General features: G+C 57.8%; 21 protein-coding genes. 14 read left to right on the top strand and 7 right to left on the bottom strand.

What is annotated here, in order from left to right:
- Positions 1–5 precede the first annotated feature (5 nt).
- From BO996_RS26620 to BO996_RS26595, 6 genes are all read left to right on the top strand, one after another.
- Positions 6–1,109 (top strand): isopenicillin N synthase family dioxygenase, encoded by a 1,104-nt coding sequence (locus BO996_RS26620; protein WP_071956790.1) that lies wholly within the window; start codon positions 6–8, stop codon positions 1,107–1,109.
- A 61-nt stretch (positions 1,110–1,170) separates the two neighbouring features.
- Positions 1,171–1,983 carry a MetQ/NlpA family ABC transporter substrate-binding protein gene (locus BO996_RS26615; RefSeq protein ID WP_012207412.1) on the top strand — a complete coding sequence of 271 codons (813 nt, stop codon included), beginning with the start codon at positions 1,171–1,173 and terminating at the stop codon, positions 1,981–1,983.
- Between the two features lie 13 nt (positions 1,984–1,996).
- Positions 1,997–3,139 (top strand): methionine ABC transporter ATP-binding protein, encoded by a 1,143-nt coding sequence (locus tag BO996_RS26610; RefSeq protein WP_071956789.1) that lies wholly within the window; start codon positions 1,997–1,999, stop codon positions 3,137–3,139.
- Complete coding sequence (locus BO996_RS26605; RefSeq protein ID WP_013800725.1) at positions 3,117–3,782, top strand: methionine ABC transporter permease; 666 nt, start codon at positions 3,117–3,119, stop codon at positions 3,780–3,782. Before BO996_RS26610 ends, BO996_RS26605 begins: the two co-directional genes overlap by 23 nt.
- Positions 3,783–3,893: 111 nt before the next feature.
- Entirely contained in the window at positions 3,894–4,382 is a 489-nt protein-coding gene (locus tag BO996_RS26600; RefSeq protein ID WP_198041259.1) for a VOC family protein, read from the top strand.
- An 88-nt stretch (positions 4,383–4,470) separates the two neighbouring features.
- Complete coding sequence (locus tag BO996_RS26595) at positions 4,471–5,409, top strand: CysB family HTH-type transcriptional regulator (RefSeq protein WP_013800726.1); 939 nt, start codon at positions 4,471–4,473, stop codon at positions 5,407–5,409.
- A 20-nt stretch (positions 5,410–5,429) separates the two neighbouring features.
- Here the strand turns inward: BO996_RS26595 and BO996_RS26590 are convergent, their stop codons facing one another.
- The 5 genes from BO996_RS26590 to BO996_RS26570 form a co-directional block, all read right to left on the bottom strand.
- Positions 5,430–5,921, bottom strand: a complete 492-nt coding sequence (locus BO996_RS26590) for a GNAT family N-acetyltransferase (RefSeq protein WP_047326490.1) — start codon at positions 5,919–5,921, stop codon at positions 5,430–5,432.
- 64 nt (positions 5,922–5,985) lie between these two features.
- Entirely contained in the window at positions 5,986–7,104 is a 1,119-nt protein-coding gene (locus BO996_RS26585; protein ID WP_071957224.1) for a bifunctional nicotinamide-nucleotide adenylyltransferase/Nudix hydroxylase, read from the bottom strand.
- Positions 7,105–7,150: 46 nt separating this feature from the next.
- Complete coding sequence (locus BO996_RS26580) at positions 7,151–8,851, bottom strand: NAD+ synthase (RefSeq protein ID WP_071956787.1); 1,701 nt, start codon at positions 8,849–8,851, stop codon at positions 7,151–7,153.
- Positions 8,852–8,880: 29 nt separating this feature from the next.
- Positions 8,881–10,080, bottom strand: a complete 1,200-nt coding sequence (pncB, locus tag BO996_RS26575; protein ID WP_071956786.1) for a nicotinate phosphoribosyltransferase — start codon at positions 10,078–10,080, stop codon at positions 8,881–8,883.
- Positions 10,081–10,136: 56 nt separating this feature from the next.
- Positions 10,137–10,961 carry a cysteine hydrolase gene (locus BO996_RS26570; protein ID WP_071956785.1) on the bottom strand — a complete coding sequence of 275 codons (825 nt, stop codon included), beginning with the start codon at positions 10,959–10,961 and terminating at the stop codon, positions 10,137–10,139.
- A 316-nt stretch (positions 10,962–11,277) separates the two neighbouring features.
- On the opposite strand from BO996_RS26570, the gene BO996_RS26565 reads away from it, so the two are divergent.
- The 8 genes from BO996_RS26565 to BO996_RS29510 all read left to right on the top strand — a co-directional run bounded on the left by BO996_RS26565 (position 11,278) and on the right by BO996_RS29510 (position 22,000).
- Positions 11,278–11,646 (top strand): DUF2304 domain-containing protein, encoded by a 369-nt coding sequence (locus tag BO996_RS26565; protein WP_071957223.1) that lies wholly within the window; start codon positions 11,278–11,280, stop codon positions 11,644–11,646.
- Positions 11,643–13,076 carry a mannose-1-phosphate guanylyltransferase/mannose-6-phosphate isomerase gene (locus tag BO996_RS26560; RefSeq protein ID WP_071956784.1) on the top strand — a complete coding sequence of 478 codons (1,434 nt, stop codon included), beginning with the start codon at positions 11,643–11,645 and terminating at the stop codon, positions 13,074–13,076. The genes BO996_RS26565 and BO996_RS26560 overlap by 4 nt, the downstream gene beginning before the upstream one ends.
- Before the next feature lie 21 nt (positions 13,077–13,097).
- Positions 13,098–13,916, top strand: a complete 819-nt coding sequence (locus tag BO996_RS26555) for an ABC transporter permease (RefSeq protein ID WP_071956783.1) — start codon at positions 13,098–13,100, stop codon at positions 13,914–13,916.
- The gene (locus BO996_RS26550; protein WP_071956782.1) at positions 13,906–15,231 is read left to right on the top strand and encodes an ABC transporter ATP-binding protein; all 1,326 of its coding nucleotides are present in this window, start codon (positions 13,906–13,908) and stop codon (positions 15,229–15,231) included. Before BO996_RS26555 ends, BO996_RS26550 begins: the two co-directional genes overlap by 11 nt.
- Positions 15,228–18,383 (top strand): glycosyltransferase, encoded by a 3,156-nt coding sequence (locus BO996_RS29345; protein WP_156898008.1) that lies wholly within the window; start codon positions 15,228–15,230, stop codon positions 18,381–18,383. The genes BO996_RS26550 and BO996_RS29345 overlap by 4 nt, the downstream gene beginning before the upstream one ends.
- A 2-nt stretch (positions 18,384–18,385) precedes the next feature.
- Positions 18,386–19,501: a non-hydrolyzing UDP-N-acetylglucosamine 2-epimerase gene (gene wecB, locus BO996_RS26530; protein ID WP_071957222.1), complete on the top strand. Its 1,116-nt coding sequence runs from the start codon at positions 18,386–18,388 to the stop codon at positions 19,499–19,501.
- Positions 19,501–20,760, top strand: coding sequence for a glycosyltransferase (locus tag BO996_RS26525; protein ID WP_198041258.1), 1,260 nt, complete (start codon positions 19,501–19,503; stop codon positions 20,758–20,760). The genes wecB and BO996_RS26525 overlap by 1 nt, the downstream gene beginning before the upstream one ends.
- A 61-nt stretch (positions 20,761–20,821) precedes the next feature.
- Positions 20,822–22,000 carry a glycosyltransferase family 4 protein gene (locus BO996_RS29510; RefSeq protein ID WP_071956780.1) on the top strand — a complete coding sequence of 393 codons (1,179 nt, stop codon included), beginning with the start codon at positions 20,822–20,824 and terminating at the stop codon, positions 21,998–22,000.
- 25 nt (positions 22,001–22,025) lie between these two features.
- Here the strand turns inward: BO996_RS29510 and BO996_RS26515 are convergent, their stop codons facing one another.
- A complete protein-coding gene (locus tag BO996_RS26515) occupies positions 22,026–23,855 on the bottom strand; it encodes a glycosyltransferase (protein ID WP_071956779.1) in 1,830 nt (609 codons plus the stop codon).
- 12 nt (positions 23,856–23,867) lie between these two features.
- Entirely contained in the window at positions 23,868–25,877 is a 2,010-nt protein-coding gene (locus BO996_RS26510) for a tetratricopeptide repeat protein (RefSeq protein ID WP_071956778.1), read from the bottom strand.
- Positions 25,878–25,991: the final 114 nt, after the last annotated feature.

Genomic DNA, 25,991 nt, shown 5'->3' with positions numbered 1-25,991 from the left:
ACAGCATGAGCACCTTGACAGCATCCACCCTCGACGCGCCCGCCGCCACAGCGGCAACCGCGGCCCTGCCCGTCATCGATCTGCAGGCCCTGCGCGACCCGGCCACGCAGGCCCAGGCGCTGCGCCAGCTGGCGCGCACGGCGCGCGACACCGGCTTCTTCTACCTGGAAGGGCACGGCATAGGCCGGGAGGCATGGCAGGGCATACAGCGGCGCGCGCGTGAATTCTTTGCGCAGCCGCTGGCGGACAAGCAGGCGCTGGCCATTGCCAACACGCGGCACTTCCGGGGCTATACGGCCGTGGGCATGGAGATCACGCGCCAGCGGCCCGACCAGCGCGAGCAGATCGACCTGGGCGAGGAGTCGCCCGAGATTCCTGCAGGCCCCGGCGTGCCGGACTGGAAGGGGCTGCAAGGCCCCAACCAGTGGCCGCAGGCCTTGCCCGGGTTCCGCGAGGAGGTGCTGGCCTGGCAGGCGGCAGCGCATGGCGTGGCGCTGGAGCTGCTGCGCCACTTCGTGGCCGCGCTGCAGTTGCCCGAGGGCGCGCTGGACGCCCTGGTCAGCGGCCTGCCTGCGCACCGCATCAAGATCATCCACTACCCGGGCAGCGAGCTGGGCGCAGCAGGCCAGGGCGTGGGCGCGCACAAGGACGGCGGCCTGCTGACCCTGCTGCTGCAGGACGAGGTGGGCGGGCTGCAGGTGGAGACGCCGGCCGGCTGGGTCGATGTGCCGCCGCGCGACGGGGCCTTCGTCATCAACATCGGCGAGATGCTGGAGCTGGCCACCAACGGCTATCTGCGCGCCAACGTGCATCGCGTGCTGGTGCCGCGCGCGGGCGTGCAGCGCTACTCCATCGCCTACTTCCTGGCGCCGCGCCTGGACCTGGGCCAGGTCCCGCTGCTGACCCTGCCGCCCGAGCTGGCCGTGCTGGCCACGGGGCCGCAGAGCGACCCGGACAACCCGCTGTTCAGCCATGTGGGCGAGAACGCGCTCAAGGGCCGCGTGCGCTCCCACCTGGATGTGGCCCAGCGCTTCTATCCCGAGCATTTCGCCCGCCTGCAGGCCCAGGCCCGCGCGGCCGGCCGTGAGTTGCACCCCGGTACCTATTGATCGATTCCTATTGATCGGTGCCTGTTGATCGGTGCCTGTTGATTCTTGAAAGGACTGTGCGATGGACAAGCGAGTATTTCTGCGGGGACTGGCGGCGGGGGCCTCGGTGGCGGCGATGTCAGGCGCCATCCGGGCCGCGCAGGCCGGCCCGCTGCGCGTGGGCGTGCGCGGCGGCGTGGACGAGGAAATCTGGGAGGTGGTGACGCGCGTGGCGCGCGAGCAGGGGCTGCAGGTCAAGCCCGTGGTCATCAGCGGCGCGGCCAGCCCCAACGAGGCGCTGAACAACGGCGACATTGAGGCCAACTCCTTCCAGCATGTGCCGTTCCTGCGCGACCAGAACCAGCAGCGCGGCTACAGGCTGGTGGCGGCCGGCGATACCTACATCTCGCCCATCGCCTTCTATTCGAAAAAACACAAACGCCTGGCCGACCTGCCCGCTGGCGCGCGCCTGGGCATTCCCAACGATCCCAGCAACCAGACGCGCGCGCTGGTGGTGCTGCAGGACCAGGGCATCCTGAAGCTGCGCGAGGGGTTCGACCCCTTCAAGGGCACGGCGGGCCTGGCCGACATCGCCAGCTACCAGAAGAAGGTGCAGCTGGTGGAGGCGGCCTCGGTGGTGCTGGCGCGCTCGCTGGACGATCTCGATGCCTCGGCCATCGTCAACAGCTTTGCCTACCAGGCGGGGCTGATCGCCACGCGCGATGGCATTGCCGTCGAAAGGCGCGAGCGCAATCCCTACGTGAACATCATTGCCGTGCACGAGCGCGACCGCGCTGCACCCTGGGTCGCGGCCCTGCTGCGCGCCTACCAGTCCGAGCCCGTGCGCCAGTTCATCGTGAGCAGGTACCAGGGCTCGGTGCTGCCGGCCTTCTGAGGCGTGTAAGGCAATGAAGGTGGAACAGGCGGCGGCCGGCGAGCCCCATGCAATTGATGCGCTGCAGCGGCCGCACATCGTCTTCGAGGGCGTGCGCAAGCACTACCCGGGCACGGGCACGGGAAGGAGCGCGGGCGAGCCCGTGCACGCACTGCAGGCGCTGAGCTTCGAAGTGGCGCGTGCCGAGGTGTTCGGCATCATCGGCCGCAGCGGCGCCGGCAAATCCACGTTGCTGCGCACCATCAATGCGCTGGAGCGGCCCAGCAGCGGCCGCGTGCTGGTGGACGGCACCGATGTCGCCACGCTGGGCGAGGACGCGCTGGTGGCGCTGCGCCGGCGCATCGGCATGATCTTCCAGCACTTCAACCTCCTGTCCTCGCGCACGGTGTACGAGAACGTGGCCCTGCCGCTGCAGGCCGCGGGCTGGCGGCCCGCGCTCGTGCGCGCGCGGGTGGACGAGCTGCTGGCCCTGGTGGGGCTGGCGGACAAGAGCGGCGCCTATCCGGCCCAGCTCTCGGGCGGGCAAAAGCAGCGCGTGGGCATTGCGCGCGCGCTGGTGCACGAGCCCGAAATCCTGCTGTGCGACGAGGCCACCTCGGCCCTGGACCCCGAGACCACGCAGTCCATCCTGGAGCTGCTGCGCGAGATCAACCGCAAGCTGCAGCTGACCATCGTGCTCATCACGCACGACATGGCCGTGATCCGCGAGGTCTGCGACCGCGTGCTGGTGCTGGACCAGGGCCGGCTGCAGGAGATCGGCGAGGTCTGGAAGCTGTTTGCGGCACCGCGCTCGGAGGCTGCGCGTGCGCTGCTGCGGCCGCTGCGGCAGGCCTTGGCGGCGGACCTGGAACTGGTGGCGGCGGCCGATGGCCTGGAGGCCATCGCCGTGCTGGCCATCGGATGGGCCGACGGCGGCAGCCAGCAGGGCCTGCCGCTGGCGCAGCTTCAGGTGCTGGGCCCGCGTGCCCGTTTGCTGCAGGGTGGGCTGGACTGCATGCGCGGGCGTTCGCAGGGCCGCCTGCTGGTGGGCGTGCCGGTGCAGGATCTGCCGTCGTCGCTCTCCCCGCTCTCGCCGGCCGCGCTGTCTTCCCTTCAACAGGCGCTGGGCGCCGATTCACTGCAACTGCTTGGCCATGTCCCTGCCCCCGCTCGATAAATACCTGCAGGCCTTTCTGGAAACCTTGCTGATGGCGGGCGCGTCCTCGCTGATCGCCATCGTTGCCGGGTTGGCGCTGGCCATCGTGCTGCACACCACGGCGCCGGGCGGGCTCTACGCCAGGCCGCGCCTGTACCGGGGGCTGTCGGCGGCGGTGAACATCGGCCGGGCCATTCCCTTCATCATCCTGCTGGTGGCCCTGCTGCCGGTGACGCGCGCCATCGTGGGCACCACGCTGGGCACCTGGGCGGCGGTGGTGCCGCTGTCGGCCAACCTGATTCCGTTCTTTGCGCGCATCGCCCAGGTGAGCCTGGGCGAGGTGGACGGCGGCCTGGTGGAGGCGGCGCGCGCCATGGGCCTGCGCCGCCCGCAGATCGTGCGCCAGGTGCTGCTGCCCGAGGCGCTGCCGGGCCTGATCGGCGGCATGACCGTGAGCGTGATCGCCATGGTCAATGCCTCGGCCATGGCGGGCGCCGTGGGGGCGGGCGGCCTGGGCGACCTGGCCATCCGCTACGGCTACGAGCGCTATGAGACGCGCGTGATGTTTGAGGTCATCGTCATCCTGGTGGCCCTGGTGTCGGTGCTGCAGTTCGGCGGCGAGTGGCTGGCGCGCCGTGCCGACCACCGGCGTTCGATTTCTTGAGATGATTTGGAAATAACAGACTGAATTTTTATTATTTTTGGTTTTTTCGACTTGTCTCGACAATGGCCTGCAGCAGCATTCGGGCTGCTGATTCTTTTCCGAGACGCTTCGATGACCCACACCACACGCCCCGCCTGGCCTTCCCCTCTTGCCGGCCGCACTGCCATGAAGCCGGGCGTGGCCATCGTCTGTGGCGTCCACCATGTCCAGCTGTCCTTCCCGGCGCGCGCCCAGGCGGCCATGGAGCGCTTTTATGGCGAAGTGCTGGGCCTGTCTGCCCTGACCGTTGCCGGGCGTCCGGGCCTGAGCTTTCTGGCCGGCGGGCAGCGCATTGATCTGGTGCCCTACAAGGGGCAGTCCGGCGGCACCGAGCGCGCGGCGGGCAACCTGGTGCACCTGGCGCTGACGGTCAGCGACGTGGATGCGCTGCGCCAGCAGTTGCTGGTGCACGGCGGCCTGGCGCTGGAGGTGGCGCCCGTGAGCGAGGGCCGGCGCTGCTATGCGCGCGACCCTGCAGGCAATCTGATCGAGCTGCTGGAGCTGCCCCGCGAGGCAGCGGCCGATGCCCCGGATGAGCCGGCCGTGGCCTGCCCGGCCTGAAAGCCTCTCGCCGTCCCCCTCTCTCTTTCCTTTCTGCTTTTGCCTTCCACAGGCCCGGGCCGCACCGGCCCCGGGCGGAGCCTTGCCCATGAACTTCCAGCAACTGCGCTATGTGCGCGAAACCGTGCGCCGCGGCTACAGCCTGACCGAGGTGGCCCACACGCTGCACACCTCCCAGCCTGGCGTGAGCCGGCAGATCCGCGAACTGGAGGAAGAGCTGGGCGTGGAGATCTTCATCCGCGCAGGCAAGCGGCTGACCGGGCTGACGCCGCCCGGCGAGGCGCTGCTGCCCATCGTCGAGCGCCTGATGCTGGAGGCCGACAACCTGCGCCGCGTGGGCGCCGACTTCAGCGCCAGCGAGCAGGGCCGGCTGTCGATTGCCGCCACCCACTCCCAGGCTCGCTATGCACTGCCCCATGTGGTGCGCGACTTCCGCCAGCGCTATCCGCAGGTGCGCCTGCACCTGCACCAGGGCTCGCCCGAGCAGGTGGCGCAGATGCTGCGCAGCGGCGAGGCCGACATCGGCGTGGCCACCGAGGCGCTGGCCGGCTATGAAGGCCTGGTGGCGCTGCCCTGCTACCGCTGGACGCACGGCGTGGTCGTGCCGCCCGGCCACCCGCTGCTGCAGTCGCAGCAGGCGCTGACGCTGGAGGCGCTGTCGCGCTTTCCCATCATCACCTACGAACAGGGCTATACGGGCCGCGCCCACATCGACGAGGCCTTTGCGCGCGAGGGCCTGGAGCCCGACGTGGTGCTCACGGCCATGGATGCCGACGTGATCAAGACCTATGTGGAGCTGGACATGGGCGTGGGCATCGTCGCCTCGGTGGCACTGGATGCCGAGCGCGACCAGGGGCTGCGCACCCTGGACGCCGGCCACCTGTTCGAGGTCAACACCACGCGGCTGGGCCTGCGCAAGGGCGCCTGGCTGCGCGGCTATGCCTATGCCTTCATCGAGACCTTCGTGCCCACGCTGACGCGCGAGGTGGTCGAGCAGGCCGTGCGCCAGGGCGTGGAGCCCGAGTAGGCAGACGAAGGGGGCCGGCCTCAGCCCGGCTCGCGCGCCATCTCCAGCAGGGTGTCGCCGGTCACGCGGTAGCGGATCCACTCGGTCTGGGGCAGGGCGCCCAGGCGGTCGTAGAACTCGATGGAGGGCAGGTTCCAGTCGAGCACGCTCCACTCGAAGCGGCCGCAGTCCTTCTCGACGGCGATCTGCGCCAGGCGGCGCAGCAGCGCCGTGCCCGCGCCCAGGCCGCGCGCCTCGGGCGTGACGTAGAGGTCTTCGAGGTACAGGCCGTGGCGGCCCTGCCAGGTCGAGTAATTGAAGAAGTAGACCGCAAAGCCCACGGGCTGGTCGCCATGCAGGCAGATCAGGCCGAAGACGGCGGGGTTGTCGCTGAACAGGGTGCGCTTCACATGCTCTGGCGTGGCCAGGACTTCATGCTCGGCTTTTTCATAGACGGCGAGTTCGCGCACGAAGCGGACGATGAGCTCGGCGTCATCGGGGGTGGCGGGTCGGATCTGTAGGGTGGTAGTCATTCAAACGCGGGGGAACACGGGAAACACGGTATTGCGGCGCAAGATGGCGCCGCAATCTCCGGTTTTAGCCGATTTTCACGCCCGTGTCCGCCAGGGGCTGTTGCACCGGAAGGGGCAGGAACTGGCGCAGGATCTGGAAATGGTCCTCGAAGAACGCGCTTTCCATGGCGGGCAGGTCGCAGACGGCCACCCAGCGCGCCAGTGCCGCATCGTCGCCGCCCTGCACGGGCGGCAGCGAGGGCAGCACGCCCAGGTCCAGATAGTGCACATGGGTGATGGTGCGCCCGCGCAGGCTGCGGTCGGGGTGGTCGAAGACCTGCACGGACTGCAGGGCGGCCTGCAGGTCGGCCTCGCTGAGCGTGGAGCAGGTCTCCTCGCGCAGCTCGCGCAGGCAGGACTGCCACAGCGTGTCGCGCGGCTCCAGGAAGCCGCCCGGCAGCGCCCACAGGCCCAGGCCCGGGGCATGGCCGCGGCGTATCAGCAGGATGTGGTCCTGTTGCGCGTCTTCGTGCGGCACACGGCAGCGCAGCAGCGCATCCACGGTCACGAAGACGGGCGGGTAGGGCGCCGCAGCCCAGGCCTTGCGGTACCGGGCCAGCATGCGCCATTCCTCGCACATCTGCGCATGGACGGGCGTGGTGGCCCATTGGCGCAGGAACTGCAGGGTGGCGGGCGGCACCTGGGCGGCCAGGGCCTCGAAGTCCACGCCGGATTCGCCGAAGTAGATGTCGCGCAGCGGCGTGGCGTCGAACTGGCCCAGGCGCGGCAGGCTGATCAGCTGCCAGCGCGGAAAGCGCGCAAGGTAGCCGCTGGTCGCGTCCTTGAAATGGCCGACCAGGGCCACGCTGGCGCCTTCGGGCACGCAGGACTGCACGGCCTGCTGCACGGCCTGTACCCACAGCGGCTCGTTGTAGTAGTCGCGCACGGGCACGCAGTGCAGGCGGGCCGCGTCGGCCGGCGGCAGCGCCTCGCGCAGCATCTGCGCGCGCTCCTGCCAGCTGAAGGGGTTCTTGGGATTGGGCGCCTGGCAGGCGCTACCCAGCACGACGACGATCTGCTCGGCACGCTCCAGCGCCGCACGCAGCAGTGCCATGTGGCCGTTGTGCAGCGGCTGGAAGCGCCCGATCAGCACGGCGGTGTGCACGCGCTCGCTGGTGGCCGGGGTTTCGGTGGGGGCGTCCATGGCGGCAGTCTCTTGCATAAACAGGCTCGGTGGCTTCACTCTGGCTTCATTCGTAGTGGGCGGCAATGGGCATCTGGCGGCCCGTGCCGAAGGCGCGCGGGCGCACGCGCAGTATGGGCGGGGCCTGGCGGCGCTTGTACTCGCTGCGGAAGATCATGCGCTTGACGCGGTCAACCAGCTCGGCCCCGCCGGGTTGGCCCAGCAGCTGGGTCACAAAGCGCTCGGCCGTACCGTATTCGGCGGTGGACAGGTGCCGGCCCTCGATGGCGTATTTGAGGATTTCGTCCAGCACAGCATAGGGCGGCAGGCTGTCCTCGTCCTTCTGGTCGGGCGCCAGCTCGGCCGACGGCGGCTTGTCGATGATGGCCTGGGGAATCAGCTCTCGGCCTGCACTGCGGTTGATGTGGCGCGACAGCTCGAAGACCTCGGTCTTGTACAGATCGCCCAGCAGGCCCAGGCCGCCGTTGGTGTCGCCATACAGCGTGCAGTAGCCCACCGAGATCTCGGACTTGTTGCCCGTGGTCAGCAGCAGGTGGCCGAAGGCGTTGGAGTACTCCATCAGCGTGGTGCCGCGGATGCGTGCCTGCAGGTTCTCCAGCGGCAGGCCCTGCAGCGGCTGGCCGAAGCTGGCCTCGAACTGGCGCGCATAGCCGTCGACCAGCTCGCGGATCGGGTGCTCATGCAGCGTGATGCCCAGGTTGCGGCACAGGATCACCGAGTCATCGACCGAGCCGCTCGACGAAAAGCGCGAGGGCATGGTGACTGCCACCACGTTGTCCGCGCCCAGGGCCTCGGCCGCCAGGGCCAGGGTCAGCGCGCTGTCGATGCCGCCCGAGCTGCCGACGACGGCGCGCGTGAAGCCGCAACGGCGCGCATAGTCGCGCAGGCCCAGCACGATCTGGCGGCGGTAGAACTCCATGGTGGGCAGGCCTTCGGCCGTCACGCTCATGCAGGGCTGGCCGGCTGCGTCGAGGAAGCGCCCGTCGTCGAACTGCAGCGTGCGCAGGTCTTCGACAAAGCGCTCGGCCTCGAAGACCACGCCGCGCCCGGGCTCCACCGCGAACGAGGCGCCGTCGAACACGATCTGGTCCTGGCCGCCGATCTGGTTCACGTAGAGGATGGGCAGGCCGTGGCGCGTGGCCGCCTGGCCGAAGATCTCGTGGCGCTGCTCGCGCTTGCCCAGGTGGCTGGGGCTGGCGTTGATGCTGACCACCAGGTCGGGCGCGGCGTCGGCCATGCGCGCGAAGGGGTTGGTGGCGTAGTCGGCACCGGCGTCGTTCCAGCCGTCCTCGCACACCAGAAAGCCCACCTGGGCCTGGCCTATGCGCAGCACCTTGGCCGCGTCGGGACCGGGCTCGAAGTGGCGGCGTTCGTCGAAGATGTTGTAGGTCGGCAGCAGCTGCTTGTCGTAGCGCAGGCGCACCGCGCCGTCCTTGAGCACCAGCAGGCTGTTGTGCAGCGGCTTGCCCGGCCCGCTGGCGCGCGTGGGCGCGCCGATGACCCAGTGCAATTGCGGCCACTGGCGCGTGGCCTGCAGCAGCTGATGCAAGCCTTGCTCCAGGCGCTCGCGAAAGGCGGGCTCGTCCAGCAGGTCGCCAGGGTAGTAGCCGCACAGCGACAGCTCGGGAAAGACCAGCAGGTCGGCCTGCGCGTGCGCGGCGCGGGCAGCGGCCTCGGCCATGCGGGCCACGTTGCCGGCGATGTCGCCGACGGTGGGGTTGAGTTGGGCGATGGTGATGCGCAGCATGAATGGAGCCTTGGCGGTGTCAGGCGGTGTCAGACGGCGACAGGCTGGGCCAGGCCGAAGACCTGGCGCAGATAGGCCAGATAGGTTTCGTCGTTGCACAGCGTCTTGCCCGGCGAGTCCGAGATCTTGGCCACGGGCTGGCCGTTGGCATGGGTGAGCTTCATCACGATGTTGATGGTCTCCAGCCCCATGTCGTTGGTCAGCCGCGTGCCGATGCCGAAGCCCAGCTGTATGCGGTCGGCAAAGCGCTGGTACAGGGCCAGGGCCGTGTCCAGGTCCAGTCCGTCGGAGAACACCAGGCGCTTGGCCTGGGGGTCTATGCGCAGCTTCTGGTAGTGGGCGATGGCCTTCTCGCCCCAGGCATACGGGTCGCCCGAATCGTGCCGCAGCCCGTCGAAGAGCTTGGCGAAGTACATGTCGAAATCGGCCAGGAAGGCATCCATGCCCACGGTGTCGGTCAGGGCCACGCCCAGGTCGCCCCGGTACTCCTGCACCCAGTCCTCCAGCGCGGCGATCTGGAAGTCGCGCAGGCGCACGCCCTGGGCCTGGTAGCTCTGCAGGTACTCATGGGCCATGGTGCCGATGGGCACGATGCCGAAGTCGCGCGCCAGCAGCACGTTGGACGTGCCCTTGAACCACTGCGCCGTCTGCGTGGCAAAGGCCTGGACCACCTCGCGCTGCCAGGCGCCCGAGAAGCGCCGGCGCACGCCGAAGTCGAACAGCTCGAACGGGTTGCGCAGCCTGGCCTCGCAGGCCAGGTGGCGCAGGCGCTCGATCTTGCCGGCCAGGCGCCTGCGGCCTTCGGCCAGTGCCGCATCGGCGTCGAAGCGCCGGAAATACAGCTCGTTGACGATGGCCAGCACATAGATCTCGAAGCCCATCACATGGACCTGGGGGCCCTTGGCCTCGATGTGCAGGGTGTCGCCATCGGCCCAGGCACGGATGAAGGCGCGCTGGAACTGGAAGATGCGCAGAAAGTCGATGAAGTCGCTCTTCATGAAGCGCAGCCCGCCCAGGTAGGCCAGGTCTTCGGGCGTGAAGCGCAGCGCGCACAGGGCGTCCAGCTCGCGCTCCACCTCGGGCAGCAGCTCGGCCAGCGGGAAGGCCGTCTTCGTGCGGCAGACGAATTCGTACTCGGCCTCGGTCTGGGGATTGCGGTGCAGCATGGCCTGCCACATCGTGAATTTGTAGAGATCGGTGTCGAGCAGGCTGGTGATGATGGGAGCCATGGTGCGATGCTGGGGAAACAGGAAAGGGGGCTGCGCGCGGGAAGGCGGTCGGGCCCCTACAGGTGGAGTTCTTGGCTGGAGGCCAGCCGCAATCCGCGGGCCTGCATGGCTGCAAGGAAATCATGGTGCGCGGACTCGAAGCCCGGCACCGGGCTCATGGCGTCGTGCATCAGCACGATGCGCTCAGGATGGGGAAGGTGCTCGACCAGATGCTCGACCGTGGAGCGCACGCAGTGACTGCTCGCCTCGCCCGCGACCACCAGCAGCCCGGCGCGGTCCAGCCGCTCCAGCAAACCGGTGTTCAGCAGGGTCGCCGGATCGGCAGGGTCCGGCACCTCGGCCTGCAGGGCGCTGTAATGCTCGGTCCAGGGATTGAGCCCCTTGAAAACGTTGTACACGGCGCGCTGGCGCTGCTGCTGCCAGTCGCCGCAGGCCGCCAGCACATCGGCATGGATACCGTGGCCCCAACTGCCCACTTCGCAGTGCACGGGCCAGACCATCAGCGTGTAGCGGCTGTTGGCTTCGAGTGCATCCAGATAGTCCAGGCTGCGCTGCAGCGCCTCGGCGTTGCACGGCCGGAACACCCCCGCCCGCACCTGCGCAGCCGTGATCGCGGTGAACGGCGCCACATCGCCGCCGTCACCCTGTTGCCAGAAGGCGGGGTGGGCAATGTCATAGCGCTGGTGCGAGTCCAGCGTCACCGTGATCTCGTCGATCCGCGCTCCCTCGCGCCGTATCCAATCGGCAAGCCGCTGCATGTCGGCATGGGCGCCCGCCACGGGAAGGCTGGGGCGTAGTCCGCCAGGACACCAGCCCTCAGGCAGATCGCAGAAGTCGTTCTGGGGGTCTATGACCAGGAGGTGGGTGGTGGCAGATGGCATGGGTGAGTGCACGAAAGCAACAGCGCGGACATGTATCAGGTGAGTGCTTCAGTGTAGTGCTGCCAGAACCCCGTCTGCATTCAAGGCTGTGATCCTGGATGTCTGGTTTTTTGGCGAAGGAATGCCGCGATTCCCTGTCATGGGGCAAGGCGGGGCAAGCAGGGCCCGTTTGTTCCGAACATGATGCAGAGAGCTGCAATAGGAGGTTTCACGTATTTCGCGAATGGTTTGGCTTGTCTCAGACCGCCACTGCGCTGCTTTCAGGCGTGCCCTGCTTCAACCGAACAGACTCATTCGGTGGCTCTTGATTATCAATATGGCATCCCTTCAGGTAACAACAACTTTTATGGGTATGGGTTTGGCTGCGCTGATTCTGTACCTGATCCGGCGCGACCATCTCTACCTCATGCACGGGCTGCTCTGGGTGATCGTTGCCGTGGCTGCCGTCGTGCTGGGCGTCTGGCCCGGGATGATCAACCGCCTGGCAGCGGTGCTGGGCATCAGCTATCCACCAGCCATGCTGCTGCTGCTGGTCAGCATCGTCCTGCTCATCAAGGCCCTGCATGCCGACATGGTCAACACCCGCATTGAGCGCGATGTGCGGCGGTTGAATCAGCGGTTGGCGATGGTGGAGGCTGATGCTGAGGATTTGCACCAGTCTCTTTCCAACAAGACCCCGTCATGAGCACACCCTTGCTTCCCGTCATCTTTTGTGGCGGATCTGGAACCCGCCTGTGGCCACTGTCCCGTGAGAGCCACCCAAAGCAATATCTGGCGCTCCACGGGGACGGAATCTCCATGTTGCAGAAAACTGCCAGGCGCTTGGATGGCATGGCCGAACATATCCCGAAGGCTGCTCCCGTCGTGATATGCAATAACGAGCACCGCTTTTTGGCGGCGCAACAGCTGCAGGAGGCCGGAATAGAAGGCTCCAAGCTGGTGTTGGAGCCCGTTGGTCGAAACACTGCCCCGGCCTTGACCCTGGCGGCACTGGTCGCAGAGCCTGAAACCGTCATGCTGGCCATGCCTGTAGATCACGTCATTACCAGGCTATCGGACTTTCACAAGGCCGTGGCTGTGGCTTGGCAACTTGCCAAGGATGGCGCCATGGTCACGTTTGGCATTACACCCAGCCGTCCAGAGACTGGGTATGGCTATATACAGAAAGCAGAAGCCGTCGATTGCGGCGCGTTCGCGATACGCAGCTTTACTGAAAAGCCCAGCCGTGAATTGGCCGAAAATTATCTGCGAAGCGGCGACTATCTTTGGAACAGCGGCCTTTTCATGGTGCGGGCAGACCAATGGCTCAAGGCTGTCGCAGAGCTGCAGCCGCAGATGCTGCATGCTTGCCAAGCCTCGTTAATCCAGAGCAGCCAAGATATGGACTTCATCCGTCCCCATGGCGAGCTCTTCGCCAGTTGCCCTTCCAAATCGATCGACTACGCAGTAATGGAACATCTACCAGGCAACAAAGCTCTGGGAATTCTTGCTTCGGTGGTTCCGATGGATGCGGGCTGGTCCGACCTGGGGGCCTGGGACTCTCTTTGGGACGTGTTGCCGCGTGATGCATTTGGCAATGCCCATGTAGGCCACACGCTGGCCATTGATACTAATGACAGCCTTCTCTTCTCGGAGAACTGCCTCGTGACTACCGTTGGAGTGGACAACCTTATCGTTGTAGAAACTCCAGATGCCATCCTAGTGGCTGACAAGCGCAGGAGTCAGGATGTGAAAAAGATAGCCACAGAATTGAAGGCCCAAAGGCGTGAACTCGGCGCCTCGCGTCGCAAGGTGCATCGTCCTTGGGGTTGGTACGGCAACATAGACCGCGGTGAGCGTTTTCAAGTCAAGCGCATTGTTGTCAACCCAGGAGCCAGGCTCAGTCTGCAGATGCACTATCACCGGGCTGAGCATTGGATCGTAGTGAAGGGCACTGCCGAAGTGACCAATGGAGACAGGACTTTCTTGCTGGGAGAAAACGAGTCCACCTTCATCCCTCTTGGCAAGGTTCACCTTTTAGCAAATCCAGGGAAATTACCGCTTGAGATCATCGAAGTGCAATCGGGCGCCTATTTGGATGAGGACGATATTGTTCGTATTCAAAGCGAATATTAGCCTTGCAAGAGTCAATCATGTATGCGTAAAGACAGTATCGATATGCTCGCTCCCCTAAAAATATTATTGAATTATCGATTGCTTATCGTAGATCTGGCTAAGAGGGAAGTGGTCAGTCGTTACAAAGGGTCGATTGCAGGCTTGCTTTGGTCTTTTCTAAATCCACTATTAATGCTGGCTGTCTACACGTTTGTATTTGGCATGGTATTTCAATCCCAATGGCCAGGTGGTAGTGGATCAAAAGCAGAGTTTGCATTGGTGTTGTTTGCTGGGTTAATAATATTTGGCTTATTCTCGGAAGTGATCAGTCGTGCACCGGTGCTTATTGTAGGTAATATTAATTACGTCAAGAAGATAATTTTCCCAATTGAAATATTTCCATATATCGCTTTGGCCTCAGCTTTTTTTCAATTTTTGGTGAGTACTTTGGTGTGGCTGATATTTTATATGTTGTTCTTTGGAGTTCCGCACGCAAGTATTGTGTTGTTGCCAATTACTCTTTTGCCATTGATGTTGCTCACTTTGGGGGTCTCGTGGACGCTTGCATCACTAGGGGTCTACATACGAGACATGCCGCAGTTTGTTGTCGTCATGGTTACAGTATTAATGTTCCTGTCCCCTGTTTTTTATTCGACTGCTTCAATTCCTGTTGAGTACCGGAAATTGCTAGAAATAAATCCGCTGACATTCTCAATAGAAACTGCTCGTGACGTGATGCTGTGGGGTAAATCCATTAAATGGGTGGCATGGATTCAGCAAACTTTCGTGTCCGCATTTGTGTTCTGGATGGGATTTGCTTGGTTTCAAAAAACCAAGGGGGGATTCTCTGATGTCCTTTAAATCCATCATCGAAATTGAAAATGTCAGCAAGTGCTACGAGATTTATAAAAAGCCGATTGATCGATTGAAGCAATATGCCGCATTGGGAATGGAGGCTATTAATCAATGTCCTGCCAAAAAACATTATCGTGAGTTTTGGGCGCTGAAAAATGTTTCTTTTAAAATTGGCAAAGGTGAAACGGTTGGTATTATTGGCCAGAATGGCAGTGGAAAATCCACCTTGTTGCAAATTATTTGCGGCACATTAAAACCAACCAGTGGTCGCATTAAAGTGAATGGCCGCATTGCTGCGCTGTTGGAACTGGGTGCTGGATTCAATCCGGAGTTTACTGGGCGCGAGAATGCGTATTTGAATGCGGCAATTCTAGGGATTCCTCGTGAGGCCATGGAGTCGCGAATGCAAGATGTTCTGGAATTTTCGGAGTTAGGGGATTTCCTTGAGCAACCAGTCAAAACCTATTCCAGCGGCATGTACGCACGCTTGGCCTTTGCAGTTGCTATTCATGTGGATCCTGAGATCTTGATTGTCGACGAGGCATTGGCTGTTGGAGATGCCCGCTTCATTGCTAAATGCATTCGTCGCATCAAGGATATACAAGCGCAAGGCGCTTCCATCTTGTTCGTGAGCCACGATGTTGGCTCTGTCCGAACCTTGTGCCAGCGAGCTATTTGGATCAATCAGGGTAAGCTGATTGATGATGGAGATGTTTTTCCAGTTACTGGCCAGTATATGGCCTATATGTTTCGCGATGATGTGACTGAAGAGCAAGAAAAAATGCAGGATGAAGGTATTGCTGCAGGCATACCTAAATTATCAAATAAAATAGCCTTTCCTTGTTTCAATAAAGATGATTGTCTAAAGCCCATCAACCATTGGGGTTCTGAGGTCGGTATTGTGAAATACGCAGAGCTTCTAGATGACAGTCACGTAAGAAAGAATGTTTATACTTGGGGCGAGTCACTAAAGGTTGTTATAGAAATAGCACTACCTTCTCATTTGCCTAAAGAGAATATCAGCTTGGCATTTTCGATCAAAGATCTAAAAGGAACAGATTTGATCGTGTCTACCACGCATGATTTCACCAAGCTTGATTTCTCAACAGGAGAGCACTTTAGGGTATCTTTTGATTTTACCAATCACCTTACAGCGGGAAAATATCTCTTGGTTGTGGCTGTGGAAAATAGGGAAAACAGAGATATTCACTACTATGAATATATAGAGGGAGTACAGTACTTTGCCTCCGAATCAGATCGGCGCCTATTTGGGGTATTTCAGCCATCTGTCACACAATCGTCCATCCAGCTAGCACCATGACTACAGATGAGAAAATCAATTCTCAACATTATTGGGATATGCGTTTTTCCACTGATTGGGAGAAAATGAGTGGCCCTGCCCAATCAAGAGAATTTTCTTGGCTTGCTGTAAAACAATTGCCGGAATGGATTTTTCTAACCCTGCAGCGAGATGCTCTGACATTGGTAGATTGGGGGTGCGCACAAGGAGATGGTGCCGACGTATGGGCGAGCCATATGCCAGTCGAAAATATCTGTGGAGTGGATTTTTCTGCTACAGCGATAGAACAGGCGTGCAAGAGATATCCTGCCATCAATTTCAAGTGCCAGAACTGGCTCGGCTCAAGCCAAGACTCTTTTGAGACTTACGATATCGTTTTTTCATCGAATACGCTGGAGCATTTCTCCAGTCCCTATGACGTATTGCGGCGTCTAACTGAGCGAGCCAGAAAAGCTGTGGTGCTGTTACTTCCTTACCAGGAGGTCCATAGAATTGATGAGCATGAGTTCACTTTTCTCGCGAAAAATATCCCAAATAAACTGCCCAACGATTTCTCGCTGGTATGGAGTAAGGTTTCTGGACCTCATCAATTTTGGGCAGGGGAGCAAATACTATTAATTTACGGGCAAGACCAATGGATTGCCGAGCAGAAGCTGACGCTACATGATGTTTTTATAGATAAGAATAATGTAAATAATCCAAGCGATGAAATATACCGCCACTACCAAGAAATTGCTGAACTGAAGCAGCGTTTAAAAAATCTTGAAGAAAGTAGCCAACGCGCACAGGCCGAAGCTGAAAGGCGATTGGCTGATGTCATCCACATCAGTCAAGAAGCACAAGCTGAACTTGAGAGGCGGTTAATGAATGCGACCCATACCAGTAAAAGTGCACAAGCTACTATCGAAATACTTGAAAAATCCATCGTTGAACACTTAGATCAATCTGAGAAATATCAAAAAATAGTTGCGAATCATGAAATAGAGATAAATTCCACAGCCTTAGCTGCAGAGGAGACGCATCAAGCGATGCGCCAAGCCAATGATGAATTGCAAAAGTGTCTTGTTTCATGTGATGCCGAAATTGAGAAACTGCAAAAGGAACTCCGAAATTTCAGGACATCTGCTTCTTGGCGTATCACCCGGCCATTACGAGCGACTTATTCACATATTAGCAAACTAGGGACGCCATTTTTTCTCAAGTTACCTCCGGATATCAGGCGCAATATCTTGCATAAGATCAATCCAACAGCACACCCTATTGATCTACAGCAGCAGATATCGTTGGCAACGGCATCCACGTCAGTTCTTTCAAGATATCCAAAGCAGAACCATAAGGGGTGTTATATAGCAGATCAAGCCCTTTTAGAGGATGATTTGGTTATCATTGCTGGGGTACCTTTTGATGATATCGGTGGTGGGCAGCGTTCAGCACAACTGGCTCGCTGTGCTTTGAAAACTGGGCGCCGAGTCACCTATATATATATCCATAAGAAGTTTGATTTCGAATTCAATGCCTATGTTGAATCCGATATTTCTCTTTATGGATTGAATCATGTGCATATAGAAGAAATTTCTCCAGATGCACTGCTTAAAAATATTTCCAGTAATGCAACTCTTTTGGTGGAGTTGCCTCATTATGCTGCTTTGGGATATCTTGATATATTCAACATCTGCGGTATGCGCACTGTATTTGAATTAATAGATGATTGGGAGACAAGTCTTGGCGGTGATTGGTTTAATAGGGATGTTTACTGCGAGTTTGTAAATAAATCTCAAATTGTGGTTGGTACTGCAAAGCTCTTGGTTTATCGCCTCAATAATTTAGGTCGTGACGATGCCTTGTATCTGCCCAACGCTGCGAATGAGTATCTTTTCGATCGGTATAAAAATTATGCATGCCCTGATGATCTTCCGAGAAATGGAGGTGTAGGACTATATTTTGGATCGCTTTATGGTGAGTGGTTTGCTTGGGATTTCCTTGAAGAAGCTGCGCGCAAAAATCCCAGTATCAACTTTGTGCTGATCGGTGATCGTCCACAAAGAGAGAATCTTCCAGAAAACATTTGCCTTTTGGGCTCTAAGCGCATTGAGGATTTGCCTGCGTATTTGGCGTACTCGGATTTCTGCTTGCTTCCATTTACTCCGGGGAAGATCTCTGATGCTGTATCTCCCATTAAAGTCTTTGAATATTTGTTTGCCGGTAAGCCTGTCATTTCCACTGATTTACCGGAAATAAATGGATACCCTGGATTGATGATTGAGAAAAATCCAGAAGATTTTGCCCTGGCTTGCGCTAAGGTCATGCATCTGGATGATCGTGTGTTCAAAGAACATGGGGATCGGTTTGTTTGGGAGAATTCATGGTTTTCTCGGCTCGATGCCATCACTGCAAAGCCGGAATTTTCAAATTTTCGACATTCAGTTAGCGTTGTCGTTCTTATACATAACAATCGAAAAATTATCGAGCGGACACTAACTTCTTTGCTATACCATTGCTCTGCATATATCAAAGAATTGATTGTTGTAGACAACTGCAGTACTGACAATGGAGCTGAATTTGTTCGAGAAAAATTCCCCTCGATACGAGTCATTCCGAACCCCGTAAATGGTTGTGCATCCGGACGTAATTTGGGAGTCGCGGCTGCGACCGGAAAATATATTTCCTTCTTTGATTCTGATCAGTGGTTTACGTCGTCAAGCTGCTTTGAAGAGGCGCTCTCTATTCTGAATCGTGACGCCAATATCGGTGCTGTTGGATGGGCTGCAGGTTGGTTCGATGCTAATCGAACGGATTTTGGTGGAATGATCACAGACTACTGCCCAAATCGTGCCATGAATGAGAAGGCTATTCGTGAAGGCTATCGATCAGATATTGCATATTTGGGTACTGGAGGATTTTTTACGCGAACGGCAGTGATTAGATCTACCCAAGGGTTTGATACCGCTTACGACCCAACTTGCTTTGAAGATACAGACATTTCACTCCAAATAAAGCAACTGGGTCTGGATATTTGTTATCGCGACCTGACCGGCATTCGCCATCAACCCCATCAAACTACAAACGCCAGTGCTGGCTCTGATTATTATGCAAATCTCTTTAAAAGAAATGCTGACTATTTCAGAGAGAAGTGGAAGCATCGAAGCGATTTTTTTATTGATTACACCGAGTGAAATTGTCTAATATTGATGCGTCGAAAAAGAATATTCTTTGTGTCGTAGGAACTCGTCCGGAAGCTATTAAGATGGCCCCAGTTATCATTGCTCTTAAAAAAGAGCCGTGGGCACGGGTCCGCGTATTAGCTACGGCACAGCACCGCCAGATGCTAGATCAGGTATTGGACTTTTTCGGGGTGAAGCCTGATATCGATTTGAATATTATGCGGCCAAATCAAGCGCTGACAGAACTCACGGGGCGTTTGCTCTTGGAGTTGGATGTGGTGCTAAAAGAAGAGAAGCCTGACGTCGTATTGGTTCAAGGGGATACGACTACGGTAATGACTGTTGCCTTGGCTTGTTTTTATCATGGAATTTCAATTGGGCATGTTGAGGCCGGTCTACGTACATGGGATATACGGAACCCTTTCCCAGAAGAAGCAAATCGTATAATTGCTGGAAAACTTGCCCGCTGGCATTTCGCTCCAACAGAAGAATCAAGAAAGAATCTTCTTAGGGACGGGATCGCGGATAACGATATTATCGTGACAGGCAATACGGTCATCGATGCACTGTTGGAGACCGCTGAAAAGAAATTGGAGATGGGTTTACCTGTAGATCCTGAGAAACGTGTTGTGCTTGTTACTTCGCATCGCAGAGAAAATTTTGGTGAACCATTTAGGAGTATTTGTCGTGCCTTGAAGATATTGGCTCGAAGAAATCCTGAGGTTCAATTCCTTTTTCCTGTTCATCCAAATCCAAACGTAAAAGATATTGCTTACGAGTTTTTGAGTCAAGAACCCAACTTCCTTCTTTGCGAGCCATTGGATTACGCGCCTTTTATTGCAGCAATGAAGAGATCGATCCTAATCTTGACTGATTCCGGAGGAGTTCAGGAAGAGGCTCCTGCACTTGGAAAGCCTGTGCTTGTGTTGCGTGAGGAAACAGAGCGCCCTGAAGCCGTTGCTGAAGGAGTTGTGGAATTGGTGGGATCTGATAGTGAGCATATTGTTCAAAGAGTGCAGTGCTTGCTAGATGATGAAACGGAATACAAGAAAATGGCACGAGGTGTTTCTCCATACGGAGATGGAAAGGCCGCTCAAAGAATAGTTGCCGTTCTGAGAGAGCAAGCTTAGTGAAAGTATTGCTTATTGCATATGAGTTTCCTCCAATATTGGCTGCCCAGGCATTGCGTTGGTTTTATTTGTCTAATGAGCTAGTCGATATTGGTGTAGACATCCATGTCGTATGTCCAGATATTTCGACAGAAAACGCGTTTCCCATGGATATGGATGCGCGTATTACTATCCATCGAGTCTGGCCGGGGCCTTTTATCGGATTTAGCCAGAGATTGGCAGGAAATGTCTGGAGAAATAGTAAAGCTGGGAATGGCCGAAATGCGTCAAAGCCATCTCGGCTATTTCAGGTTTATCGAATAGTCCGATCGATTTTGAATGCTATTTTTTATCCGGATGTGAGGTCTGAATGGTATCCTTTCGCACTTCGAAAGATAAAGAAGTTGTTGAGGGATGAGAAATTCGATGCCGTAATAAGCTCACATGAGCCGGGTGTTGATATTTTTGTTGGAAATTATGCCCGTAAATTGGGGATTCCTTGGGTTATTGACATGGGTGATCCATTGCTAACCCCATACTCGCCAAAATGGAGGCGAGGAATTGATCTGAAAGTGGAGCGAAAGGTTATTCACTCAGCCTCTTCCATCTGGGTCACGGCTGGCAGTGTGTTGGACTTGTTGATAAGTCGTCATGGTGCCAGTGTCGAGAGAAAAATATCGGTATTGCCTCAAGGTTTTTCGTATAGGCGAGTAGGTCGGAAAACTAAAGAGGATGAACAACGCTTTCTTCTGGTGTTTACAGGAAATTTCTACAGAGATTTCAGGAATCCGATAGAGTTGGCAAAGGCACTTGTTGGATTACAGGATCTGGCAATATCTTTTGTAATTGCTGGGGATAATTCTGAATTTGAGCCCATGTTTCAAAGAATTTCCGGTGTTGAATTTGCCGGGAAAAAAAGTCATTTTGAGTGTCTTGAGTTGCAAAGACAGGCAGATGTACTAGTGAATATTGGGAATGTCCAAAGCTACCAGATTCCAGGAAAAATATATGAATATCTGGGTGCTGAGAAGGCCATACTACACATAAAGACTGCTGAAGATTTTGACCCTGGTGTCGAACTTTTGGAAGAGACAGGTTCAGGGATTGTTGTGAAAAATTGCAGCAGACAAATTGAGGCTGTGCTAAGAGATATGTATAGGCAATGGACAGATAATCCAGAGCAACTGACTGATGGGCGAAAAGAAGATTTTATTAAGGCTCATTCTTGGAGTCATCGAGCTCGCACTTGTGAGGAACTATTGAAAGAAATATTGCATTGACACTGATTGCTCTGATGGGGTAATAGATTTTTAATATATTCTGGCGTCAGATAATGCTCTTATGAGACTTGATGTAATTTTTGCTGCTGATGCGCTTCGCCCGCCACTGACTGGTATAGGGCGATATACCTATGAGCTGGCGAAGCGGCTGAGTTGTCATGAGGGTATTGATAGATTACGGTATTTTTCTTCCGGGCGGTGGGTTGATGATCCCATGGCCGCTTTGGAAACCCCCGCCCCTTTGAAATTATCCTTGATTAAGACCAAAGCGGCGCTGCGGGATAGGGTTGCGGGAAGTAGATTGGCTGTTCGTTTATACAAAAGGATCACTCCTGCCCTTTTTGGATGGCGGCTGCGTGGAAATGAAGGGTGTGTATATCATTCGCCTAATTATATTGTTCCGAATTTCAGTGGTAGGACTGTAAGCACGATACACGATCTATCTCATATCCTTTATCCGAATTTTCATCCCCAGGCTCGTGTTGAATATATGAATATGGCTTTGGGTGAAAGCTTGGCGAGGACAGATCATGTAATTACGGTATCCGAGACTGTTCGCCAGGAAGTGCTGGCGCATGGACTGATGTCACCAGAACAAGTGACCGCTATACATTTGGCGGCGGGTAGTGATTTTCGACCTTATACATCAGAGATGCTAGAATCTGTAATGAATGCGTTGGGGCTTAGGTCTGGGAGGTATAGCCTATTTGTCGGGACCATAGAGCCACGGAAAAATATCCAACGCCTTGTTGAGGCGTATGGAATGCTACCCAAAGAGGTGCGGCACAATTGGCCTTTGGTGATTGCGGGGGGCAGTGGCTGGAACTCTAATGCGATTCACTTGTGCCTTGCAAAAGCACGGGCCCAGGGTTGGTTGCAATACATATCCTATGTTGACCAAAGTTGGCTTCCGGCATTGTATGCTGGGGCGCGATTGATGGTCTATCCATCACTTTATGAAGGTTTTGGATTACCTATTGTGGAGGCAATGGCGAGTGGCACCCCAGTGCTCACATCCAACGTTTCCTGCATGCCAGAGATTGCCGGAGGTGCCGCTAGACTGGTGAATCCCTTGAATCTGGAAGAAATATTATTTGGCCTTCAGGGCTGCCTGACTGATGAACACTGGCAAAGGCAGGCGCGAACCTTAGGGTTGGCGCGATCTGGTCAAATGTCTTGGGCTCAATGCTCTGAGCGAACAATAGAAATTTATGCCAAGGTGGCTCAATTGGTTCAATAAATCAGCGGGAGGGATGAAGTGGATTTCACGTATCCCTGCCATGTGCAATACTCAGTAATGAAGATACAGCTACATATCTCACTGCATTGCCCCATGATCTGAAGATTTTCGACCGATTGATTTTTGCAGTATGTAGTGGCAGTGCAACCTCTGCAACCTGTAGTCCCTGTCTGCGCATAAGCAGCAGCGCGCCGATGTCTTGATAGTCAAGCATCGTGGCCTCCGTAGAGGCTGCTACCTCCAATGCTGGACGGTTGTACAACCGGAACCCGGACACAAAATCGCGCAGGCCCAAACCCGTCAACCAGCGAAACCATTGCCACGCGATGCGGCGCGCAAGGCTGTTTTGTTCAGCAAAGTAGGCAACGACCATGTCTGCCTTCTGGCGCATGGCCAGAAGTGCGGGAAGTTCCTCCACCTCGTAGCGGCCCTCGGCGTCGATGGTGACGACGGTCTGGAAGCCATGGGTCTGCGCATAGCGCAATCCTGTCTGCAAACTGCCCCAATTGGTCATGGCCAGCAAAGGGCGCAGCACCCGGGCGCCGCATTGCTCGGCTTCATGGCAGGTGGCATCGGTGCTGCGGTTGTCCACGACAAGCACGGTTGCATCGACCAGGGCATGGACCCTGCGGATGAGATGGGTTATTTCGGCCTCGTTGTTGCGCGTGGAAATGACGACCAGCAGGTCCTGGCCCACTCTGGCCGGGCGGTTGTCGGGTGCCAGGCTGCGATAGTGACGCGCCACACTGCGCTCACAGGGGCCAATGCTGAAAAACCGATGCAAGGCCTTGTGGCCTGATTGGCCCAGTCGCTGCCTCAGCTCTTTGTCGTGCTGCAGGCGAGCAATGCTGCTGCGCCAGGCATCGATGTCTTCAAAGGGCACATGCAGGCCGGCGTGGGCATGGCCGACCACCCAGGGCATGCCGGAACCGGGAAGGTCTGTGACCAGGCAGGGTTTGGCGTGCAGCATGGCCTCCAGCAACACGATGCCGAAAGCTTCCGTGCGTTCGCGTGAGGCAAGGCAGAAGATGTCGCACTCTGCAAACAAGGCATGTTTTTCCTCGTCTGACACCGAGCCCACCAGTCGCACACAGGCCTGTCTGCCCTCGGGAGTGCGTTGGCGTATCAGGTTTTCCAGGGATGCACGTAGTTCGCCTTCTCCCGCAATCAGCAGTTCCACGCCGGGCATGGCCGAGGCGGCTAGGATCAGGGTCTCGAAGCCTTTGTAGTACGTCAACCGTCCTATGGACAACAGGCGCAACCGGGTGTCGGGCCGCCAGCCTTGACCGTGTTGCAGCGGTGCTGGTTCAGGAATGGTTTCGAGGTTCAGGCCCAGCGGAACGATCTCGCATTTGCTGCGCCAGGTGCGCAGGGCATTGCTGGCCTCAAGATAGGGCGGCGACGTGGCAAACACCTGCTGAGCGCGCTCCAGCAGGGCCTGTTCGAACGGCCTGTATAGCATGTAGGCCAGGGCCACGGACCACTTGATGTTGGAAACCACCACATCGGAGTGCCAGTGAATGACCCAGGGAACGCGCCTGGCTATCGGCAAGGTGAGGGCCCATAGCGCCGAGTTGTTGGGCAGGTGCAGGTGCAGTACGTCGGGCTGAATGCGTTCGATGGCGCGGCCCAGTGCGCGCCGGAATCCGATGGCCATGGGGGCGTAGACCAGATTGAATTGAACCGGCACGCGTTCCAGCCAGAGGGGATCATCTGGCTCCGGATCACCATGGACCAGGGCATGGGCATCTATGCCCTGAGACCGCTGCTCCTGGATCAAGTCGGCAAGAAAGACCTCCATGCCGCCCCGATAGGGCGGGAAGAATTTGCCGACGTGGAGTATGCGCAAAGCCATGGCGGAAGGTTTCTACTTCGCAGCCTGAGGTTTGGCCGTTGGTTGCGGATTGAGCTGGCTGCGGATTTGCCTGTATTGAGGATTCTGAGGCTCCCGACGAATGGCTTGGTCGAGGTACTTCAGCGCTTCCGCCATGTTTCCTTGACCGTGGTAGGCCATTGCAAGCCCGTACAGCGCGGGTGCACTGGGGTTTCGAGCGACCAACGGTGTCAGCAACTCCTTGGCTCTGACACTTTCTCCCTTGCCAACAAGGGCCAGGCCCAGCCCGACGATCAGGCGTGGTAGATCGGGCGAGGCATTCAGCAGAATCTGAAAATCGTCAACAGCCACTTGATATTGCTGAGCAGCGATGGCAGTTTCCGCGCGCTTGAGGCGCAAGGTTTGCTCCATCTGCTTGGCGTTTTCGGGGTCTTCCGCCGGAGCGGTGAGCGCGATGGTGTATTCCTTGAGCGCTTCACTAGGCTGGCCCATGGCCAAAAGCGCTTCGGCTTTCTGGTAATTCAGGGCCTGGCCCTTGAAACCCTTGGCCTCTGCCGCCCAGAAGGCATTCATCGCCTCGGCAAATTTCTTTTGCTGGGACAGAACGGCACCCATATTGAACAGTGCATTGCCTCCCAAGTCTCCAAGGGCGTTGGCCGTGGCGAAGTCCTGCAGCGCCTGGTCGAGCATGCCCTTGTCTGCATGTGCCGTTCCGACGTTCAGGAAGGCACGGCCGCGTCCCACGGCATTGGCGGGGGCTTTTTTGTCGATTTTTTCGACAGCATCGGCCCAGGATGTGCCTACATCCTGAAGAGAGAGCACGCGTTCGAAAGCGAGGGCTCCGAACACCACGCCGATGACGATGCCGGCGATGTAGATGGTGCGTGGTTTGACCCCCGTCAGCGCAATGGCCGCCAATCCCGGGATGGCCACAGCCCACAGATAGCTGCGATATAGAACGAAGGGGTCCTGCAGCCAGACCGTGGCGAATTCGGTCGCATACCAGAGCAGGGGAAACAGGAGGCAGAGCGCGACCAGGCCAATGACACCGGGACGCCTGAGCACGGCCCAGATTGAGCAGGCCAGCAGGGCCAGGTAACCGAGCGCGCCGGCTAGGTGCCAGATCGAGCCGAAGCCGAGAGGAAATGCCGGTCGCAGATCGATGGACATCCAGCCCGCATAGGGAACGATCCACAGAAAGCCGTAGGCAAAAAACAGGGCGGCTTCATTGAGGATGCTCAGGGGATAGATCCGAGAGGTGATGCCGGGTTGAAGGGCTTCCAATTGCCTTGCATAGCCCTGGGATTGCTCATCGAAAATCTGGCCCACCAGACTGCCGAAGAAATGAAAGACTGCCGCCGAGGCAACGGCCAGCAGCAGCAAGGCCATGCCCACAATGACCATGGCAGCCTTCAGGCCGGGGCGCCGCACAAAGATATAGAGCGGCACCACCATGGCGACTGTCAGAAAAGCATGCTCCTTGGACAGTACGGCAAGCACATAGCAGATGAATGCCGCGACATGCCACAGGGCGCGCCCGCTCTGAAGCCCGCGCACAAAGGCCCAGCATGCCAGCACCGCGAACAGCGTTGCCATGACGATGGAGCGCTGCACTAGGTATCCAACGGCGTAGACCGCGACAGGGTTCAGTGCAAAAAGGATCAGGCCCAACTGCAGGGCTGCATCGCGCGACGCGCGGAAGTGGGGCTGCTCCTCAATGTCCTGCGGAAAGCGGGTATGCGTCAGCAGGGCTTTGAACAGGGCATACAGAGCCGTCACGGTTGCGAGATGCAAGGCGATATTGAAGGCACGCTGCTTCCACCAGCCGGCTCCGAAAATCTGCTCGATCCAGACGAAGCTGCCATACGACAGCGTGCGCTGTTTGAAGTCCAGCAGGCTGCCGTAGTTGCCGAAAATGGTTGCATCCGCCAGACGCATATCGTCAAACAGCAGCCCGTTGTTCAGGCCGGGCAGATAAACCCCCAATATGGCCAGCGCAAGAAGGGCACTGAAGCAGTAAATCGCTTTGTAGGAGGCAGCCATCGCTTTTTGCCTTGTCTTGTCTTGGATGTGGCAGAGCTTGAGGTTGCCTTGCAGATTGCCTCTCTTGTGGAAAGGTGCAGTCAGTTTATCGGCCGTTAAACCCGATTACTTTGC

Origin of the sequence: Delftia sp. HK171 (genome assembly GCF_001886655.1) — a bacterium.
Lineage (GTDB): Bacteria > Pseudomonadota > Gammaproteobacteria > Burkholderiales > Burkholderiaceae_C > Comamonas > Comamonas acidovorans.
Note: the sequence above shows the minus strand (reverse complement) of the source record. Positions and strands in the feature narration are given on the sequence as shown.